The sequence below is a fragment of the Klebsiella sp. A52 genome, from assembly GCF_018388785.1.
Classification (GTDB): domain Bacteria; phylum Pseudomonadota; class Gammaproteobacteria; order Enterobacterales; family Enterobacteriaceae; genus Klebsiella; species Klebsiella aerogenes.
The window spans coordinates 1,591,705-1,612,269 of record NZ_CP074437.1 but is presented as its reverse complement, the minus strand read 5'-3'; the positions used below and the strand labels follow the sequence as shown (position 1 = coordinate 1,612,269).

Here is a 20,565-nt window from a genome sequence, read left to right as displayed (position 1 = left end):
AGGGCGAAAATTATCCGCTTTTTGCCTGTTTTTTGCGCAATGGCGAGTTTTGTTACAGATTGAAATGTCTCTTTTGCTGTGGCTATATGGCTTTTCGTTCGCTCAAAAATAAGAAAGATCTATGCAAGCCACAGCCACTACTATCGACAACGCGCAAGACGCCACGCCGGTTAACTCGCGTAATAAAGTCGTCGTCGCCTCGCTCATCGGCACCGCCATTGAGTTCTTCGACTTCTATATTTACGCCACCGCCGCGGTTATCGTCTTCCCCCATATCTTTTTCCCACAGGGTGATGCCGCCGCCGCGACGCTCCAGTCGCTGGCGACGTTCGCCATCGCCTTTGTCGCGCGCCCGATTGGCTCAGCGCTATTCGGCCACTTCGGCGACCGTGTAGGCCGGAAGGTCACACTCGTCGCCTCGCTGCTGACCATGGGGATATCCACCGTGGTCATCGGCCTGCTGCCGGGCTATGAAAGCATTGGCATTCTGGCGCCGATGCTGCTGGCGCTGGCGCGCTTTGGTCAGGGTCTCGGCCTGGGCGGCGAATGGGGCGGCGCGGCGCTGCTGGCGACGGAAAACGCTCCGCCGCGCAAACGCGCGCTATATGGCTCCTTCCCGCAACTGGGGGCGCCAATCGGCTTCTTCTTCGCCAACGGCACCTTCCTGCTGCTGTCGTGGCTGTTGAGCGACCAGCAGTTTATGGAATGGGGCTGGCGCGTGCCGTTCATCTTCTCTGCGGTACTGGTCATTATCGGTCTGTATGTTCGCGTGTCGCTGCATGAAACCCCGGTGTTCGCCAAAGTGGCGGCGGCGAAAAAACAGGTCAAAATCCCGCTGGGTACGCTGCTGACTAAGCACGTACGCGTGACCGTGCTCGGCACCTTCATCATGCTGGCGACCTATACCCTGTTCTATATCATGACCGTTTACTCCATGACCTTCAGTACCGCTGCCGCGCCGATTGGTTTAGGTTTGCCGCGTAACGAAGTGCTGTGGATGCTGATGATGGCGGTCATTGGTTTTGGCGTGATGGTGCCGGTGGCGGGCCTGCTGGCGGATGCCTTTGGCCGTCGTAAGAGCATGATCATCATCACCACGATGATTATTCTGTTCGCGCTGTTCGCCTTTAAACCGCTGCTCGGTTCCGGCAACCCGTTGCTGGTCTTCGCCTTCCTGCTGCTGGGCCTCAGCCTGATGGGGCTGACCTTCGGCCCGATGGGGGCGCTGCTGCCGGAGCTGTTCCCGACGGAAGTACGTTATACCGGCGCCTCTTTCTCCTATAACGTGTCGTCGATCCTTGGCGCGTCGGTCGCACCGTATATTGCCGCCTGGCTGCAGGGCAATTACGGCCTGCCGGCTGTCGGTATCTACCTGGCGGCGATGGCGGCGCTGACGCTTATCGCCCTGCTGTTGACCCACGAAACCCGCCATCAATCGCTGTAAGCTGCAGGCCCTGACGCCGTTGCCGTCAGGGCCATCACTCATCCCATCCTTACTTTTTCATCTGTGACAAAATCGTCCGGCACTGATTCGCCTCGCCTTCCGCCGGCGAGATCAGCGCCAGTAAAGCGGCCGCCGGCGTAACCAACGTCGCCAACGCTGCCGCCACCGCGCCGCGGGCAATCAGCGGCCCGGCTTTCACCCCGGCATCCGGCGATTTAAATGTGCCGCGCACGTACAGCGGCGAGCGCAGAGTAATCACCCGCAGGCCCTTACTTTCCGGGTCAACGGTCAGATCCAGCTGTTCAGAGGCAAAGCTGGCGGTGCCGGTCACGTTAATCAACGCGTTCTCGGTATCGAAGGCGAAAATTTGCGGTCGCGCCACGCCGTTGACCACATCGATATTAGCCGCCGCACAGTTCACCCGAACCTCCTCATCGCCGAAAATCTGCCCGATGATAAAATTACCGACGTTTAAGCCGAGAATTTCCATCAGGTTGCGGCTAATCAGACCATCATTCATCAGCAGCTTAAGGTTGCCGTTGCTGTTGCCAAGCAGCGCCGCCACCGAGTTACCGCTGCCGCGCAGTTGCACATCGCCGCTCATCTCACCGAGCGTTTTCTGCATCATCTCGACGTTCGGCATCAACGCCTTAAGCTTGAGCCGCCGCGCCTGCAGATTGGCCTCGCCCTGTAGCGGTTTTTTATCGCCCTGCAGATGCACGCTGCCGGCAATCGAACCGTTAGCCAGGCCAAAACGCACCGGCTGCAGGCGCAGGTCGCCGCGTTCAAGAATAATATGGGTCGCCAGGTCGCTGATGGGCAGAGTACCGCCGTGTTCGATTCGCCGCCCCTTGAAGCGCACATCGGCGTCCATCACCTGCCATTTATCCGTCTCAAAGCGATCGGCCGGCAGGACTTTCCCCGCCGGCTGTACGGCATCGCCCGCTTTACGTGATGAGGATTTCTTCGCCCCGCCGCCGGAATCAACGCCAATCAGCGGGCCGAGGTCCGCCAGCCGCAGCTGTTTAGACTCCAGATCGCCGGTGAGCTTCGGTCGCGGTTTGCCGGTAGTATAGGTCAACGAACCGTGGATATCGCTGTCGCCAATCCGGCCGTTAAAATCGCGATAGGCAAAACGCATGCCGTTTTTGTGCTTAAAGTCGGCGCGCAGGCGGCCATCGGTGGAAAAGGACGGCGTTTCCGGCAGCAGGACGCCGGTCAGATCGTAGAGGTCGCGCAGCGAGTCGCCGGCGAATTTCAGCCGCAGATCGAGCCCGCCGACGTTAAGCGGATCGCTGACTGTGCCGCTAAACGCAATCCGGGTGTTACCAGAGTGAAAATCCCCTTGTAGCGGGAACGGCGTACTATTGCTACGCAGCGCCAGCATGCCGCCAATTTTTCCGCTGCCGCTCAGCGGCTGGCCTTTGTAGCGCCCCTTCACCGACAGGCCAAAGATATAGTCGCCGGCTTTTTTCGCCTGCGCTTTGTCGCCCGCACCGGTAACTTCGCTAAACGGCAGCGCTTTGCCGAGCGGATCGACCACGATCGCGATATCGCTGCGGGTTACCTTATCGTCAATACCGATGTTGCCGCGATCGAAGAGAATATTATCAAGGCGGAAAGACCAGGCCGATGGCGGGTTGGCTTTTTCGGAGGACGGGTCCGCAGCTAATTTAAAGGTCCAGTTATTGGTGTTTTCCGTCAGCCTTATCAGCCGGACGTCAGGCTGTTCGAGCTTAATCCACGGCAAATAGACCGTTTTGCTCAGCAGCGCCAGCGGGGCCAGCGTCGCTTCCACGCGCGGCAGATGCACCATCGTCACTTGCGGAATGTCGGGCGGGTTGCCCAACACGATATCTTCGGCATGCACATGCGGCCACGGGATCCAGCTGCGCCAGCCGCGCTCCTCGGGCTGTCGCTCCCACACCACGCCAAGGTCGCCGCGAATGGCGAATGGCCGATTGAGTTCGGCGGAGACTTTCTGATTGATCGTCGGCTTGAGCCGGTTCCAGTCAAAGGTCGCCAACACGATGAAAAAAAGAACGATTAACAGCACAATCGTTCCCGAGATAATAGCAATCGTTTTACGGGTTCTGGTCATCCCCTCTCCGCTCCTTTTGCGTCTCGTCACTCCTCACTATAGTTGAAGAGCGGAGATTCATCCGCCAAATGCGCTTTTCGTCACATTTTGCGCGTCAGGTCAAAAAATAATGGAACGATGTTTTAATATGATTGACCCTGCCGGGTGCCCAGCGCAAACTACCGCTAATTTCGATTCAATTTCAGGTCAGCACTATGTCTAAGAAAATTGCCGTGATTGGCGAATGCATGATTGAACTGTCAGAGAAAAACGCGGCGGTGAATCGCGGTTTCGGTGGCGATACCTTAAACACATCGGTCTACATCGCGCGCCAGACCAGCGCGGATGCCCTTAGCGTGCACTACGTGACCGCGCTGGGCACCGACACCTTCAGCCAGCAGATGCTGGAATCCTGGCAGGGCGAGCAGGTAAAAACCGATCTGATTCAGCGCATGGCTGACCGTCTGCCTGGCCTCTACTACATTGAAACGGACGAGACCGGCGAGCGCACCTTCTACTACTGGCGCAACGAAGCGGCGGCCAAATTCTGGCTCGAAAGCGAGCGCGCGGACGCCATCTGTGAAGAGCTGGCGACCTTTGATTACCTCTATCTGAGCGGTATCAGCCTCGCCATCCTCAGCCCGTCCAGCCGGGAAAAGCTGCTCACGCTGCTGCGCGAATGCCGTGCTAACGGCGGGAAAGTGATTTTCGATAACAACTACCGTCCGCGCCTGTGGGCCAGCCAGCAAGAGACTCGCCAGGTGTACCAGCAAATGCTGGAATGTACCGATATCGCTTTTCTGACGCTGGATGATGAGGATGCGCTGTGGGGAGCGGTACCGGTTGCCGAGGTTATCGCCCGTACCCACGCCGCTGGCGTCGAAGAGGTGGTGGTGAAGCGCGGCGCCGACTCCTGTCTGGTGGCGATTGCCGGCCAGCCGCTGCTGGAGGTGCCCGCGGTGAAGCTGGCGAAAGAGAAAGTCGTCGATACCACCGCGGCGGGCGATTCGTTCAGCGCCGGCTATCTGGCGGTGCGCCTGACCGGCGGCGACGCGGAATCCGCGGCGAAACGCGGACACCTCACCGCCAGCACGGTTATCCAGTATCGCGGGGCGATTATCCCACGCGAAGCGATGCCGGACTAAGCTCCGATTCCCCCTGCTTGCGCTGCGCTTAGCAGGGCTACCAAATCGAACAGTGCTGTAGCCCCGGTAAGCGGTAGCGCCACCGGGGATTTTGAGGCCACCAACCGCGGCAGTTTCAGTAGCCATGGGGACAGAGGTAGAGTTAACAACTCCAGCTCGCAATGGCACGAACCGTAGGCCGGATAAGGCGTAGCCGCCATCCGGCGCAAAAGCGGATCCGCACCCGCTTCCTGTGTTACTGCGCTGGAGGAATATCCGTCGCCTCATTATGCGCATCAGCCGCATCCGGCGTGGCGCTCACCGCCGCAGCGGGCGCTGGCGCCATCAGTTTTTCCCACGTCGCTTTCAGATCCTTCATGTTGTACTCCGGCTCGCCTTTCGGCTGCTGCAGCACCAGCGCCATATCCTGCGATAACTGCTGGCGCAGATACTGGTTCAACATGTCGACCGTCAGTGAGTTAAGGAACTCCTGGCGCAGCTTTTGATACTGCTCCGGCGCGATATCCACCACCTGATTTTGCAGCGAACGCATGCGTTGGCTAATCAGAATATCGGTATCCGTGCGCGCATAGGTAGCGAACAGCTTTTGCAGTTCGAGGTTTTTCTGCGCAATCAGCGCATCAAACTCTTCCTGCGGCAGGCCGTTGTCGCGCACCTTCGCCAGCTCGCGCGATACCGCGCTCAGGTTGGCGTTCAGGCGTTCGCCCGGCGAGTCGATATTGATTGCGCACTGGGCGCGCTGGTACAGCACGCGGCAATCAAAACCGAGGCCGATATCTTTTACGTTGCTTTTGCTCAGGTTCTGCTGCACATGCCAGAACAGCGCTTCCCGAGCCAGGTCATCGCGCCAGTAGCGCTGCAGCGCGGCGGAATCGCGGATCGGCTGCCATGGGGAATCCCACATGATCGACAGCTTATCCTGACGCACGGCATCGGTCATGATGCTGACCGGCGTAGCCGGCAGAGGTGACAGCGTTGGCACCGCCGCCGGCGTCTCGCGTTTACCTTTCAGTTCGCCGAAGATTTTGTTGATTTGCTCCGCGACGCTGCGGCTATCGACGTTGCCGACGACAATCAGCGTCATCGCGTCCGGGGTGTACCATTTCTGATAAAATTCTTTCAGCTGTTTAATATCAACCGGTTGTTTCAACGGCGCCGCCGGATCGTGGCCGAGCATCGTCGAGCCCTTCAGGCGATAGCGCCACCAGCCTTCCTGAGTATCCAGCGGCCAGGTCGCCACCATATCGCTGCCCTGCAGCGCATGATTGACCGCTTGCTGGGTGATGCTCAACTTACCGTTAGCATCCGCCAGCCAGTTCAACGCCTCTTTAAGCAGGTCGTTGCGGTTGTTCGGCAGGCTCAGATTAAACAAGGTGAAATCGTACGAAACGATCGCCGGCGGCAGAGGACGCTTCGGGTCAATACTCTGCTGCCACAGCGAACGCGCCTGCATCGTCGGGAGGCTGCCGCTTTGGGTCAGCGCCAGGCGCGGAATGAAATGACTGAAGCCGCTCTGCTGAGTGCTTTCGCTCAGCGAGCCAATATTCACAGCCAGGCGGACTTCGACGCGATCGCTAGGACGCTGCGGCGTGGCCAGTACCTGCCACGAAAAACCGTTCGCCAAAGTCCCCTGTTGCCAGGCCGGGTCCGGCTGGAGCGCTTCTGCCTGCACAGAACCGGCCGTCGCTATCATCAGCAAACCACCGGTTAAGAGTCGAATTTTTGTGCCCTGCATGTGAACCCCTGATGAACATTCCTGGTTACATAGGCAACCCATCGTCGGATTGCCGAAAAAGGTGGTGAATCAAATACGTCGGTTAGACCACGCGAAGGCGAAAATGTCGCATGAAGACGTAAAATAATCATGAGGTATCATTCCCCCAGAAGGGGAATGATACCTAATTTTGCGCAGGAGCCCATAGTTCATGGGCATAACATGAGGAATTACGAGGATAATTCTTGTGATTTGTCCGCGGGAACGCGGTTATTCAACACATCATCGAGCTGTTTGGCATCGAGTTCTTTCACCCATTTCGCGACGACCACGGTCGCCACGCCGTTACCCACCAGGTTGGTCAACGCGCGCGCTTCCGACATAAAGCGGTCGATACCGAGAATCAGCGCCAGACCCGCCACCGGCAGATGCCCCACCGCGGAGATGGTTGCCGCCAGTACGATAAATCCGCTACCGGTAACGCCCGCCGCCCCTTTCGAAGAGAGCAGCAGCACCACCAGCAAGGTGATCTGATGGAAGATATCCATATGGCTATTGGTGGCCTGGGCGATGAACACCGCCGCCATCGTCAGGTAGATGGAGGTGCCGTCGAGGTTAAAGGAGTAGCCGGTCGGTATTACCAGCCCCACCACCGACTTACGACATCCCAACTTCTCCATCTTATCCAGCATTCGCGGCAGCGCGGACTCCGAAGAGGAGGTCCCCAGCACAATCAGCAGCTCTTCGCGGATATAGCGAATGAACTTGAAGATGCTAAAGCCGGTGGCCCGCGCGATTGAGCCCAGTACCAGCACCACGAACAGAATACAGGTGATGTAGAAGCAGATGATCAGTTGGCCCAGCTGTACCAGAGTACCGACGCCGTATTTACCGATAGTGAAGGCCATCGCCCCGAAAGCACCGATCGGCGCCAGGCGCATAATCATGTTAATGATGCCGAAAATGACCTGCGAGAAGCTTTCAATGACGTTGAAAATCAGCTGGCCTTTGCTACCTAAACGATGCAGCGCAAAGCCAAACAGGACGGCAAACATCAGCACCTGCAAAATATTACCGCTGGCGAAAGCGCCAATTACGCTGCCCGGGATAATATCGAGTAAGAAGGCGACAACACCCTGATCTTTAGCCTGCTCGGCGTAGACCGCCACCGCGTGCGCGTCCAGCGTCGCCGGATCGACGTTCATGCCCGCGCCGGGTTGCACCACGTTGACAATGATAAGACCGATAATCAACGCAATGGTACTCACCACTTCAAAGTAGAGTAACGCCACCGCACCGGTACGACCGACGGCCTTCATGCTTTCCATTCCGGCGATCCCTGTCACAACGGTACAGAAGATAACTGGAGCAATGACCATTTTAATCAGTTTTACGAAGGCGTCGCCGAACGGTTTCATCTGCGCGCCAAGTTCCGGGTAGAAATGGCCCAGCAAAATACCGATGGCTATGGCCGATAAAACCTGGACATAGAGGCTTTTGAAGAGAGAGAGTTTCATAGGGTGTCCTTTGGGAATAACCACAGACAATGAAAGGTTATCTGTGTCTGTGGCTTAAAAATAACACCCTGGAAACATTTCAGAAATAAGTAACCGCGAAGTTGCAACGGAATTGTTAAAATATTTGAGCTGACTCGCACAAACAACTAAAAATGTTACAAACTTGCATCATCCTTTTCAGCGTGCAGGAAGCGCTGCATAAAGCTTTCCAGCGGTAAGGCGCAACCAAACAGGTAACCCTGAGCGATGTCCACCCCCGCCGCTTGCAACCATTTCAGCTGTTCTTCTTTTTCGACGCCCTCAGCGACAATCCGCAGCTTGAGCCCGCGTGCCAGCTGAATTATCGCCGGGACCATGCTGGTATCATCCGGCACCATATCAATAAACGCCTTGTCGATTTTCAGGATATCCACCGGCAGCGATTTCATATGTTGCAGCTGGCGCAACCCGGCATAACCCATGCCGAAATCATCCAGCGCAATGCGCGTACCGGCGTCGCGCAGCGGGCGCAGCAGGGCAATCACCGCCTGCGGATCGTCAAGACGGCGGCTTTCCGTCACCTCCAGCACCAGCGTGCCCGGGGCGATACGGTAGCGTTCAATGAGCGCCAGTAGCTCAACGCCGCGCTCGGGATGCAGCAGTTGCAGGAGAGAGACGTTCACCGACAGCGGCAGCATGATCCCTTGTTGCTGCCAGGCTGCCAGTTGACGGCAGGCTTCTTCCATTACCCAATAACCTACCGGCACCATCAACCCGCAGTTTTCAATACGCTCGATCAGATCGCACGGTAGCGACCAGCTGCCATCGGCCTGTCGCTGACGCAGCAGAACTTCCGCACCGCAAATATCGCCGCTGGCAATATCCACCTGCGGCTGGAACCAGATGGCGAACTGCTGATTATCGAGCGCGGTGAGGATGTCATGCTCTTCCATTAACCGGCGCTGGGCTTTTTCCATCTGCTCAGGGTCAAAGAACTCGATCTGATTTTTACCCTTACGCCGCGCCGTCACCGCGGCGGAAACCGCACGGCGGTAGAACTGCTCGGCATTCAGCTCGCTATTAAACATCGCGATGCCGACGCTGGCGCAAGGGCGCAGCTGGACACCGTGCAGCGGCAATCGCTCGCTAATAGAAGTGAGCACTCGCTTACTTAGCGACACCGCTTCCCAAGGCTCGCTAAGTCCGGGCGCGTAAATGGCGAAATCGTAACCGCTCACCTGCGCCAGTACCATATTGGCCGGGATAACCGCTTTTAGTTTCTCGACCAGCGTTAAGAGCAGCATCTCGCGCTGGCTCTCTTTCAGGACGCCCGCGGCATCTTGCAGGGTTTCACACGCCACCACCAGCAGCGCCGAAGGCTGCGGACGGGTCGCGGTCTGCTCCAGCATCGCCATCAGAAAGGCTTTGTTGGGGAGCTCAGACACCGGAAAACGGGTCGATTGCAGCGATAGCTCATCATACTGGCGCAACAAGGACTGCTGATTGCGGTTGTAGCAGCGCACCAGCATGCCGATTTCATCGTCCTGGTGCAGTCGCGGTAGGCTCAGTTGATGCCCGAGACGATCCTGAGGCGGAATATCGTTGAGCTCGCGAGCGATGGCGCGCAGTGGGCGAACAATCAGTCGGTTGATGCACCAGGTGAGCGCTACCGTTAAAACCAGCACCAAAAGTAAGTAAGTAGTCACTAACGTCGCAAGCGCGCTCATGACGAATTTGTACATGCGATAGGAATCCGCCTGCAGCACCAGATAAGCCAGCGGCTGCGGGTTAGCAGGGCGTTCCAGCGAGTAGATTGGCAGAGATATCTGCACCGGCAGTTCAAACAGGCGAGTGATCATCACCGGCACCGGGCGTTCGGGAATAAAGCGCATCCGCAGCGCCTGGAATTGATTCGGTAGCACCACATCCGCCCGGCTGACGATGCCAGCAGGCTGAATGCGGCCCAGAATGGCTTCCGCTTCGGGAATGTCGGCTTTCAAAATTGCCGCCGACAGCGGTTCGCGAACGGAACGGGCGATACTTTCTAATTGCGTGGCCGTGGTATAGCGACTCTGTTGCACAAAGTGAAACAGTAAAATGGAACAAAAGACCAGGACAAACGCCATGGACACGCTCGCGACCATCGCCATCTGTTTAATTGTAAGTGAGCGGCTGACGCGCAACTGTGTTCTCCACTGAAACTGAACGACTATCCGGCGAGATCCATCACTACCGGTCGTTTTCAGGCTGATTATATACGCAAATTGTTCGCTCTCGCCCGCAAGACGGGTTCTTCCCGAAAGCGGCGGGCGAGGTACGGCGAGTATACGCGAACAGCGGGGTGGATTGGCGATTAGACGTAGAAATCAGGCTAATCTGCTACCAATCCGCATAAGGTACCAACGGCTGCGGCGGCATATCCATGTCGCCCTGCCAACCGGAAGCGGAATAGCGCACGTACAGCAGCGCGTGGCTCGGCGTGTAATCTTTGGCCTGCTGAATATCCACCGCCGCGCCGACAAACCAGTTGCCGGTAACTCGCCGTTCCACCAGCGCCCGTGCGGTATAACCGAAGCCCTGGCTGCTGCCGCCCTCTTCTTTTAGCTGGCTGGCCTCGTAGCGATACTGCGACGGAATCAAATTCAGCAACGGATAGCGCGCCTGAGTTTGCGTGCGCGAATGGGACCATGACACCGAACCGCCGAGTTCCCATGACCAGTTTTCGGTACGCTGACGCCAGATGACCGGCACCGAGAAAGAGAGATACTCCTGCGGGCTGTAGTAACCGCCCTGACCCAGCGTGTAGCCGCTGAGGTCTTTGTCGTAGTGCCAGATCATATTGGTCAGGCCGACGGTCACCCGGCGATTATTTTCATTGATCGCTTTATAGTAGTAACCGGTCATCCAGCGCACGCGCCAGTTGTCCTCGACGTTTTTGCCGGTGAGTTGGTCCGCACCCAACGATGACCAGATGCCGTTCGCCTCGCCTTTATCGTAGCTCAGGCTGATACCGCCGCCGGCGGCGCGTACCCCGCCCCAGGTTGTACCGGTGTGGCCGTCGTTAGGGTTATCTTTTTGCCCGCCGAAGGAGAGCAGCGAGCTGGAAATGGGCCGCCGGTGGACGTTGACGGTATAGCCGACCGGCCCGGCATCGCCGCTATAACTCAGTCCCCCCACGACATCGACCACGTTAAAGCCCATCGGCGTGGTGCCGATATCGCCGCTCCAGGTATCGTTCTTCCAGCCGACCGCCACGCTGGCGCCGCCGTCGCTCTGATTTTTGCTGCCGCCATAGCAGCTAATTTCGCCGCAGGTCCCCCAGCTCGGCGAGTAGCCGCCGTCGCTATTGGTGGAAAACGTCCCGGCGTTCATATTCACCACATCGGTACGGAAGAACATCCGTCCGTCATACAGCGGCGCGTCCACCTGCAGCATGGTGGTGTGCGCTTTGAGGTCTGAATAACCGCCGGTGCCGCTCGATCCCCAGTAGTCGTGCTCAAGGGTAACGTTAAGATCCTGCTGGCGATAAAGATCGGCGGCGTCGCTGCGGATCCCGCGCTTCAGCCAGTCATCCTGGCTATCGTTGCGGGTCAGGCGGGTAAAGGTGTCATTATCCTGCGGGCGAACGCGGGTCACGCCAGAGGCTACCATCGCGTCTTTATAGCTTTCCAGGGCCTGCTGTGGTTGATCGCTTTGCGTCTGGAAGCGCGCGGCATCACGCAGCACCAGCGCGCTTTCCATCGACGGCGGCTGGCTTTTCGCCTGCGGCACGATGCGGTCGAATATTTGTTGCGCGCCCGCGGTATCGTCAAATCCGGCGCGGGCCAGCGCTACCCGGCGCTGCATGTTGATCGATTCCGTATCCGCATCCTTCAACTGCGCGACCTGCGCGCGGGCGGCATTTTTATCGCCCTCGGCAAGATAGACTTCCGCCAATCCCAGGCGCGCATCGCCATTATCAGCCTGCTGGCTCAGCACCCGATGATACTGGGCTATCGCCTCTGCGCTATCGCCGCGCTGCTGCGCCCAATCCGCCAATGCCAGATCGTAGCGTACCGATTCCGGCTGCCGTTTAATCAAGGCAATAGCCTGCGCTTCCTGCCCGCTATCGCGAAGTTGGTTGGCCTCGCGCATCACTTTGTCGCTTTGCAGACGCCCTTCCAGTTCACGGATATTATCGGTCCACTGTCCGCGCGGCAGCGCGTTAATTTGCGCCAGCGCCGCATCATCCTGATTATTACCGGACAGATAGAGCCCGTAGGCGTAAACCCGTTCGGCATCGCCCGGCTTGCGGTTGGCCATGTTACGCATCAGCGCGTCCGCTTCCGGCCGCTGGCCGGCGCTGACCAGATCTTTCGCCAGCCGATAGGTTATCCACACGCTTTCGGGATCCAACGCCAGACGCCGCCGCTGCACCTCCGCGGCCTGCGCCCAACTGCCCTGGCTTTCCAGCGCTTCAGCCTGTTTTTCCAGTCGGTCGTTAGTGAGACTGCGTTCGATATCATCAATACTGCGCCGCTGACTAGCGGATAGGCTGGCAATATAGGCGCTGGCTTTTTCAGGCGACTCACGGCGATAAACATTCGCCAGACCGCGTACCGCGAGGTTATTGCCGCGATCCATCCGCAGCGCCTGTCGATAGTAGCGCTCGGCAGCGGCGTCATCTTTGCGCGCCGCGGCGACATCGCCTAACCCCAGTACCGCGTAGCTGTCAGTGTTATCCACCCGCTGCGCCTGGGCGTAAGCATTTTGCGCCTGCGCCAGTTGGCCTGCTTTCAGCGCGTTATCACCCTGTTTAATCAACAGCCAATAGCGGTTGGTCTTCAGCAGACTGTCCCACTTATCGCGATTCGGGCTTTTCGGATCCATCGCGATCGCTTTATTGAGCTGCGCCACCGCCCGCACCCGGTCGCCGCGCTGTGAGTAAGCGGCGCCCAGCGCGCCGACGGCATCGCTATCGCGGGCATCGGCGCGTACCGCCTGCTGCAGATCGGCCACCGCCTGCGCCGCATTGCCGGATTTCACCGCCGCCAGTCCTTCGCTTTTAGCGCGGAAGGTCGGATCTTTCAGTTGAGTTTGTTGCTGCGCCAGCAGCAGCCGGGCATTAGCGGCGGCGGATCCGGCGGGAAACAAGAGCAGGAATCGCTGTAATGCCTGAACGCTGCCGCTGCTGACCGGCATAGTTTTAATTTCGCCGAGCCACATATCTGCCGCGATACCGCGACCTGAAGCCGAACGCGCCATCTGTTCCAGATAGGCGAAGCCTTCCTGCTGCTTGTTATCTGAAAACATCTGCTTCGCCAGCGAGGTCAGCAGAGTGACGTTATCCGGGGTACTGGCATTGAGTTTTTTTAGCTGGCTAACGCCTTCACTATGGCGAGCGGGCAATCGCGCCACCAGCGTCCAGTATTCGATAGCCGCTTCGGTATCCGTCGGGACGCCGCCGAAGAGCTTTTCATAGGCGGCGATGGCTTCATCGACCTTTCCGGCCACGCCGAGCAGGCGCGCCTGCTGCAGCTCTTGCTGTCCTTTGCCTCCGCTGAGATCGATCTCGCTGCGCGTCGCTTTTAATACCGCTGAGTCAGGGGCCAGTTTCGCCAGCAGATCGAGCTGCTTTTGCGCGCCGGCGGTGTCGCCCTGACGCAGCAGGTAGCGAGCCCGCGCGGCGAGATAATCCGGGTTATTCGGGTCGATCAATTCCAGTCGATAAAGCGACTGACGTACCAGGTCTTCACGGCTGCTCGCCTCGCCGAGACGCACTTGTTCCAGCAGATGCTGCTGCGCAGGGGTATTCGCCGCCTGCGCCAGCGGCAGTAGTGCGAGACCGACAGACAGCGTGATGAAGCTTAGTGAGAACTTGCGCATTCCTGGTTCCAGTCAGGTTGTAATTCGCCACCTGCGGCGAAACGAAAACGATGTTGATCCCACCCCTGGCCGAACAGCGTCAGCACCGCGCTATAGTAGGCATCCGCGTCGGGATAATGATCGGCGACCCGTTGGCGCTGTAGCGCGCGGGCGTCCTCATCTTGTAAAAACGGCAACATGGAAGCGGAGAAACCAACCGGACCCTCGCCGGTGGTTTTCCCGCTGGCGATATTGGTTTTTTCCGGCGGCAATCCCTGTTTGATCGTCTGAGTCGCCATCGGTTTGAAACGCGCCAACAGCGGCGCTTTTTGTTTATCGGCGTTATTGAGCATCCCGACCCACAGATAGACGCGAATAGCGTCATAGCTACCAATAATCGGCTTATCGGTTTTCAGCTGCCAGCCGCTGCCTTTCTCATAGCGCACCCAGTCCGGCGAGAAGCCTTTCGGCGCCGTTTCCAGCAGCAGCCGCAGATTGCTGTCGCGGATCTTCGGCCACGGCGCGCCAAAGCGGGTAAAGTAGGTGGCGAGCTGCGGCGGCAGATAGCTTGGATTAAAGCGCCAGCCCTTGTCGTCCGCGAAACCGACTTTCCCCGGCAGTACCGACGGCCCCAGTCCCGGAACATCAGCGACTTCTTCATCGGCAATCCGCGCCAGCAGCGCTTTTCCTACCTCAGTATAGTTATCAACCTTCCACAGGCGTCCGGCTTCCAGCAGCGCCCAGGCAATCCACAAATCAGAATCCGATGCCGAATTGGTGTCCAGCACCGTCCATTCATCCTCGCTCTTTTTCCCCCATAGCCATCCCGGCAGATGGGCGCGCAGATCGCCCTGCGCCAGGTTGTTCTGCGTCCACTGAAATAGCTTATCGAAGCCCTGACGATCGTTGGCCGCCAGGGCGAAGAACAACGCGTAGCTTTGCCCTTCGGAGGTAGTGATTTTGCGCGCATCGCTGGGGTCGATCACTCGCCCTTCGGCGCTGACATACGCTTTTTTAAACTGCTCCCAGGCGGGCCACTGGCAGGCGGCGCTCACCTGCCCCGCCGCCAGCATTAAAACCGAGAGAAGTACCCCACGAAATGCGTTCATCAGCAATTACTCATCATCAGGATCAAGACGGCGACGGCTGAGAATACGCAGCATACGCCACAGCACCCACGCCAGCAGCACAATGCTGACGGCCGCCAGAATCGCCAACAGTATCGGATGGCTGGAGAGCGCAAACCAGATGCGCTCGAACCACGGCAGGTGGCCGACATAATAGATATCGCCAACCCGCAGGCTATTGACGCCGGATTCACGAATCACCGCCACCGAACCGAACATCGCCGCCCGTTTACCGCTGTCATTTAAGGCGTTTGTGAGCAGCTCGTTACCGCGTGGGCTATCGGCCATCAGGGCGATCACGCTGCGTTGGTCGTTGTAGGGCGACTGGAAGCCAATAATGGCCGCCATCGGCCCGGAAGAGGTGATGTCGGTTCGCGTATGCGGCGTGCGCGCGTCATCATCCGGATAGATGCTCGCCAGGTCATAATGACGCATCGGCGTTTTCACCCAGCTTTTGGTCGCCTCGACCAGTAGATTGATTTTGGTATCGTCTTTCAGCGACGGCGGAATAGCGCCAATCAGCATCAGATCGGCATCTTTGCCCTTAATCTGGTTGCCGTCGTCGGTCATCTGCACGTTGATAGCCGCCAGCCCGGTCTGTGCGCCGATGCCGCCTACCGCCTGCAGCAGCGTCTCAACCTGACCCGCATCAGGCGTTTTCGGCACCACGATTAGCGTCTGAGAAAGATCGGCCATGCGGGTATACGGGAAACCGGCATTAGCGAAGACGCGCAGATCCGGCATCGCCAGGAAGTGGTAATACTTCGAAAAGTCGATGGTGGAGTCATCGCCGATCACCACGTGGTTCTGCACCGGCTGGAAGGTAATACAGTTATCGATGTTGCCGCCGGGCATCGGGTTCATGTACTGAAAATCGAAGCGCAGCTGGTTCATCGCGCCAAGACGCAGCGCGGGTATGGTCACCTGGTTCTGGCCATCCAACAGCCCCTGCAGCACCGGCAGGCGTAAAATTAGCTTATTCACATCCTGCGAGCTATTGAGGCTAAACGACTGCAGGAACTGATCGTTAAGGCTGATATCCATCCGCGAGCTGTCTTTGATAGGCGGCATGGTATAGCGATATTTCAGATCCATATCGATGCCGTTGGCGCGAAGCAGGTATAGATCCGGCGGTAGGTTCAGCGCCAGGTTAATCGAATCTGGCACCAGGCCGCTTGATTGCAGCTGCTGCTCATAGGTTTTCAGCTCGCCGAAAGTCACCGGTCTGTCGGTACGGACCCAGTTCGGCGCGTCATACGGCTGGCGCGCCTTCAACTCTTTCACGCCATCCACTACCACGCTATCGCCGCGGAACAGAATATTGCCCTGGGCAATACCCTTCGCCGCCACCAGCAGGTCTTGATCGTTGCGACCGAAGATCACCAGCAGCTTGACGTACGGGTTGCTCGGGTGGTTGACCATTTCGATGGTCGGCGCTTTCACCGGCGGATGGTCGCGCAGGAAGTCCGGACGCTTATCGTTGGTGGCGAAGATGATAGCGTTGCGTTCCGGTATCTCATTGAAGTGGACCGGGAACTGCTGACCGCGCCAGCCGGCCTTGCTGCCAAACCAGGAGGCGACAATCGCCGCCGCCTGCTGCTGTTTGACGTCAGGCGCAGCAGCAAAAACCATCGGCAACGTCAGCGGACGGTTGTCGCGCGAGTCGTAGAACGGTACCGGGAAGTGGGACAGGTCGTTACGTACCTGCAGCGACTGATAGGTTAAATCCAGCGAGCTCTCACGGCCGATATCGAGCCACAGCGTACTGCTGGCCGGGTTTTCGCAAACGTCGCGATAGTGGCCGACAAACTCCAGCCGCACGCGGTTAAAATCGGTGATATACAGTGGATCGACGGGGATCTGGGCGCTCACTTTTTTACCCAGTTGCTCTTTGGTGACCGGCAGTACGCCCATCAGCTCGTCGTTGAGATAAACCTTCAGCTGCGATTGCACCGGCAGCAGCGATGGCGACGGCGTGTAGTCAAGATTGAGCAGCGCTTTGGCGACCACTTCATCACTGCGCATGCCGAATTCCACGGCGCCCTCTGGGTGCGAACCGCGTAGCACCATACTCCCCGGCGGCGGTGCGATTTGCGCAAAAGTCAGCTTCACGTCGCGAGAGGGAATGTTGTCCGCCACCACCACCGGCGCGGCAGGATCGATAACCGCCGCCGTCGGCTGGCCATCGATAATCACCGGCGCTGGCTGGGCCGCACCCGTTGTGGCGGGAGCGTCGACCACCGCGGCATTCGGCGTCGCCGCCGGAGCCGAAAATGTTGCGAAGGGGTACCAGCTGCTCATTCCCACCGCCACTGCACAAATCAAGGAAAGTTTTCTTTTCATCGCATTATCATCATTGTTGAGCCATTGCTGGTTCTGCCGAAAGCACCGCCGCGGCGCGTTCGGGACGGCGCGGCAAAAACGATACAATCCAGGCCACCAGCGAGGTGAGCGAGCGGAAAATAACCTTCACCGACGGCGGCGAGAACTCCGCCAGGTGACGATATCCACGGAACCCCAGCTTGAGGATATCCAGCAGGCTTTCCATCGGCTTATCTTCCGGGAAGCTGTCCTGCCAAAGCGCCCACGTATCAGCGCGGGCAAACGTACACTGCACAAAATCAATATGTTGCTGGTTAGTCAGCGGCAGCAATTGCAGGCCGACTTCACCGCCGTTGACCCGCGCGACGCGAACCGGGAAGACGTATTCTTGCTGTCCGCGTTTGAGCAGCAAATTCACGTGTTGCCCTTCCAGTACCCGCGCGTCGCCGTGAATTTTTATCCCCAGGCCGCCGTCAGAGTAGTCATGAACGGTACAGGAGAACAGGTGGCCATCCGGGCGGGCAATCGCCGCCGGCATCGACATCTCTACGCGGTGCGAACGCCGCACCTGCTTGCTCTCCACCGACACCGCCACGGCGCCGCCGAGGATAATTAAGTTATAAAACACCCAGATGATGCTGACCCAGACGGTTAAAATTTCGTTCTCGGGTCCGTACATAAAGCGCCAGATGCCGACCGCCACGCCCACCAGATTAAGCAACACCAGATAAATATAGGGGCGTGAGATAACCCAATCGACATACTCGTCTTTCACTAGTCCGCCTTTGGCGGTGACGTTGAACTTGCCTTTGTGCGGGTTAATCAGCGCGACGAAGGTCGGCGGCGCGATATACCATGCCAGCACCGTTTCGTAGATTTCACTCCAGAAGGAGTGGCGGTACTTGCCCTGGATCTTCGAGTTCGTCAGGCTGGCATGGATCATATGCGGCAGCACGAACAGCGCGATCATAAGCGCCGGCGCATAGATGATATAGGCGTGTAACAGCAGGAATGCCAGCGGCGCGGTAAGGAAGATAAGCCGCGGGATACCGGACAAAAAGTGCAGCATCGCGTTGACGTAGCAGATACGCTGCGCCAGCTTCAACCCTTTACCAAACAGCGGGTTATCAAGACGGAAAATCTGCACCATTCCGCGCGCCCAGCGAATACGCTGGCCGATATGCGCCGACAAGCTTTCCGTCGCCAGCCCCGCCGCCTGAGGGATGCGCATATAGGCGGAGGTATGGCCACGACGATGCAGGCGCAGTGAGGTGTGGGCATCCTCGGTGACCGTCTCGACGGCGATACCGCCGATTTCATCCAGCGGGCCGCGGCGAATGACCGCGCAGGATCCGCAGAAAAAGGTCGCATCCCACATATCGTTGCCGTCCTGCACCAGGCCGTAAAACAGCGTCCCCTCGTTCGGCGTTTTACGAAAACGGCCCAGGTTGCGTTCGAACGGATCCGGCGAGAAAAAGTGGTGCGGCGTCTGCATCATCGCCAGCTTTTTATCCTTCAGGAACCAGCCCATGGTCATCTGCAGGAAGGAGCGGGTCGGCACGTGGTCGCAGTCGAAAATAGAGACGAACTCGCCCTTCGCATACTTCAACGCATTGTTGATATTACCGGCCTTGGCATGTTCGTGGCTGGTACGCGCGATGTAATGGACGCCGACATCTTTTGCGAACTGGCGAAACTCTTCGCGCCCGCCGTCATCAAGGATCCAGATATTGAGCTTATCCTTCGGCCAGTCGATACCCTGCGACGCGTAGATGGTATTTTTCACCACGCTAAGATCTTCGTTGTAGGTCGGGACGAAGATATCCACCGTCGGCCATTCGTTCATATCTTCCGGCAGCGGCACCGGCTGGCGATTGAGCGGCCACACCACCTGGAAATAGCCCAACACCAGCACAATCCAGGCGTAGGTTTCGGCAAACAGCAAAATCAACCCGCACACCAGGCTGACCGGATCGTTCCAGTTCAGCGTGGAGGTATAGCGCCACCAGATGTAGCGACAGGAAACGGTCAGCGACAACACGATCAACATCAGGGCGGAGAAACGCCCCGGAATACGCCGCACCAGCAGCGCGACGCCCCACAACAGCAGCAGGAAAATAAATTGCGACAGCGGGTTAAACGGCTGGGTGATACACAACAGCGCCAGAATCAGCGAGAAGAAGGTGATGGTACCCAGCACCAGCCGCCGCAGCTGTGGATGCAGGTGCTCAAGCTCTTTCTGCTTATCGAGATGGCCGGTACGGGTGTTGACCTTTTCCGGTAATTTTTCCATCCACTGCGCGTAGCGCCCGTGAACCCCTTCCAGCGCCGCCAGCGAGCGCCAGTTAATTTTTTTATCCGGTTCCGGCACCCGGGTCGCCAGTAGCCAGAGCGACTGCAGCAAATAGCGTATCGGATCTAACGGGCGTGGGCGATGCGGATTAATATGCGGAAAATAGTCGCCGTGGTGTTCGCGAATAGCTTGCCAGCGCGGCGTCTCAAGCGGCATTAACGCCCACGCCAACGACACCCACAGGCATCCGAGAAAAGCTGAAAGCACCGACGCGCCATGCTGACGATAGTCATCATAACGTGCGCTCAAGCGCTCGCCCACCGGCGGCGCCAGCAGCAACGTACTCAGGCGGATCATGCCGCTCCCTCTCTGGCATAGTGCAGCAGACACCAGTTGGCCAGCGTCAGCACCTCTTCCGCCGCCAGCGAATCCTGGCGATATTCGCCAAGCGGCTGTTTAGCCGCCAGACATTCCGCCATCGCTTCATCGCGGTGAATCGTGACCGGCAGAATACGGCGCTGGCTTTCCAGCCACAGTTGATAGAGATCTTCCTGCAGCTGACTGCCGACGCGCAGGTCGTTAATCAAAATATCCGCATTAGCAGGCAGCGCCTGCTGATGCAGGCGAATATGGCTATTGCCGTCGGGATGCACAACCTGTAGAGCGCGATGGCAAACGCTCAGTAATTCGCGGGTAAGCGGAGAGTAGCCTTCGGGTATATCAATCAGCAGCCAGCGGTGGCTCCCCTGCTGGTCGAGCAATTTGATTTGCTCCGCGATGGGTTCCAGCGTCGGACTGAACTTATCTACGTGCTCACGTTCGCCAGGCGTCAGGCGGCCAAACGGCAGAAGATCGATATGCGCGGTGTAGCGCAGCCCGGCGTCGCGCCAGTCACCTCCGTCAATCAACGAGCGCGCCCAGCCGTTGCGATGGTCGAAATCAACGTTGAAGAAAAAGCGCAGCATATTGTCCGGGCTGGCATCGACCACCAGCACGGTTTCACCGAGCAGCTGTAGCGCCCAGGCCAGTGCGGCGGTAATAGATGTGGTGCCTACGCCGCCGCGTATGCCTTGTAATCCCAGAATCGCCATCGACGGCTT

11 protein-coding genes are annotated in these 20,565 nt (G+C 58.3%); 2 read left to right on the top strand and 9 right to left on the bottom strand.

The genetic code is table 11. The features are described 5' to 3' along the window. The first annotated feature begins 121 nt into the window (after positions 1-121). Positions 122-1,444, top strand: a complete 1,323-nt coding sequence (locus tag KGA69_RS07475; protein ID WP_045397190.1) for an MFS transporter — start codon at positions 122-124, stop codon at positions 1,442-1,444. 49 nt (positions 1,445-1,493) lie between these two features. Here the strand turns inward: KGA69_RS07475 and KGA69_RS07470 are convergent, their stop codons facing one another. Continuing rightward, complete coding sequence (locus tag KGA69_RS07470) at positions 1,494-3,545, bottom strand: AsmA family protein (protein ID WP_213292942.1); 2,052 nt, start codon at positions 3,543-3,545, stop codon at positions 1,494-1,496. A 194-nt stretch (positions 3,546-3,739) separates the two neighbouring features. Here KGA69_RS07470 and KGA69_RS07465 point away from each other — a divergent pair, with 194 nt between their 5' ends. Beyond that, on the top strand, positions 3,740-4,669 hold the full coding sequence (locus KGA69_RS07465) for a 2-dehydro-3-deoxygluconokinase (protein ID WP_045397203.1): 930 nt from the start codon (positions 3,740-3,742) through the stop codon (positions 4,667-4,669). A 235-nt stretch (positions 4,670-4,904) separates the two neighbouring features. Here the strand turns inward: KGA69_RS07465 and KGA69_RS07460 are convergent, their stop codons facing one another. The 8 genes from KGA69_RS07460 to bcsQ form a co-directional block, all read right to left on the bottom strand. Further along, positions 4,905-6,404 (bottom strand): M16 family metallopeptidase, encoded by a 1,500-nt coding sequence (locus tag KGA69_RS07460; RefSeq protein WP_045390815.1) that lies wholly within the window; start codon positions 6,402-6,404, stop codon positions 4,905-4,907. Positions 6,405-6,613: 209 nt separating this feature from the next. Continuing rightward, a complete protein-coding gene (locus tag KGA69_RS07455; protein ID WP_015369244.1) occupies positions 6,614-7,900 on the bottom strand; it encodes a dicarboxylate/amino acid:cation symporter in 1,287 nt (428 codons plus the stop codon). Positions 7,901-8,055: 155 nt separating this feature from the next. After that, on the bottom strand, positions 8,056-10,062 hold the full coding sequence (hmsP, locus tag KGA69_RS07450) for a biofilm formation regulator HmsP (RefSeq protein ID WP_063415745.1): 2,007 nt from the start codon (positions 10,060-10,062) through the stop codon (positions 8,056-8,058). 196 nt (positions 10,063-10,258) lie between these two features. After that, positions 10,259-13,744 carry a cellulose synthase complex outer membrane protein BcsC gene (gene bcsC / locus KGA69_RS07445; protein ID WP_049061123.1) on the bottom strand — a complete coding sequence of 1,162 codons (3,486 nt, stop codon included), beginning with the start codon at positions 13,742-13,744 and terminating at the stop codon, positions 10,259-10,261. After that, positions 13,726-14,832 carry a cellulose synthase complex periplasmic endoglucanase BcsZ gene (bcsZ, locus tag KGA69_RS07440; RefSeq protein ID WP_045390827.1) on the bottom strand — a complete coding sequence of 369 codons (1,107 nt, stop codon included), beginning with the start codon at positions 14,830-14,832 and terminating at the stop codon, positions 13,726-13,728. The genes bcsC and bcsZ overlap by 19 nt, the downstream gene beginning before the upstream one ends. Positions 14,833-14,838: 6 nt before the next feature. Further along, positions 14,839-17,193 (bottom strand): cellulose biosynthesis cyclic di-GMP-binding regulatory protein BcsB, encoded by a 2,355-nt coding sequence (bcsB, locus tag KGA69_RS07435; RefSeq protein ID WP_045390806.1) that lies wholly within the window; start codon positions 17,191-17,193, stop codon positions 14,839-14,841. 10 nt (positions 17,194-17,203) lie between these two features. Further along, on the bottom strand, positions 17,204-19,822 hold the full coding sequence (gene bcsA, locus KGA69_RS07430) for a UDP-forming cellulose synthase catalytic subunit (RefSeq protein ID WP_045390803.1): 2,619 nt from the start codon (positions 19,820-19,822) through the stop codon (positions 17,204-17,206). Next, entirely contained in the window at positions 19,819-20,556 is a 738-nt protein-coding gene (bcsQ, locus tag KGA69_RS07425; protein ID WP_045390800.1) for a cellulose biosynthesis protein BcsQ, read from the bottom strand. The genes bcsA and bcsQ overlap by 4 nt, the downstream gene beginning before the upstream one ends. Positions 20,557-20,565: the final 9 nt, after the last annotated feature.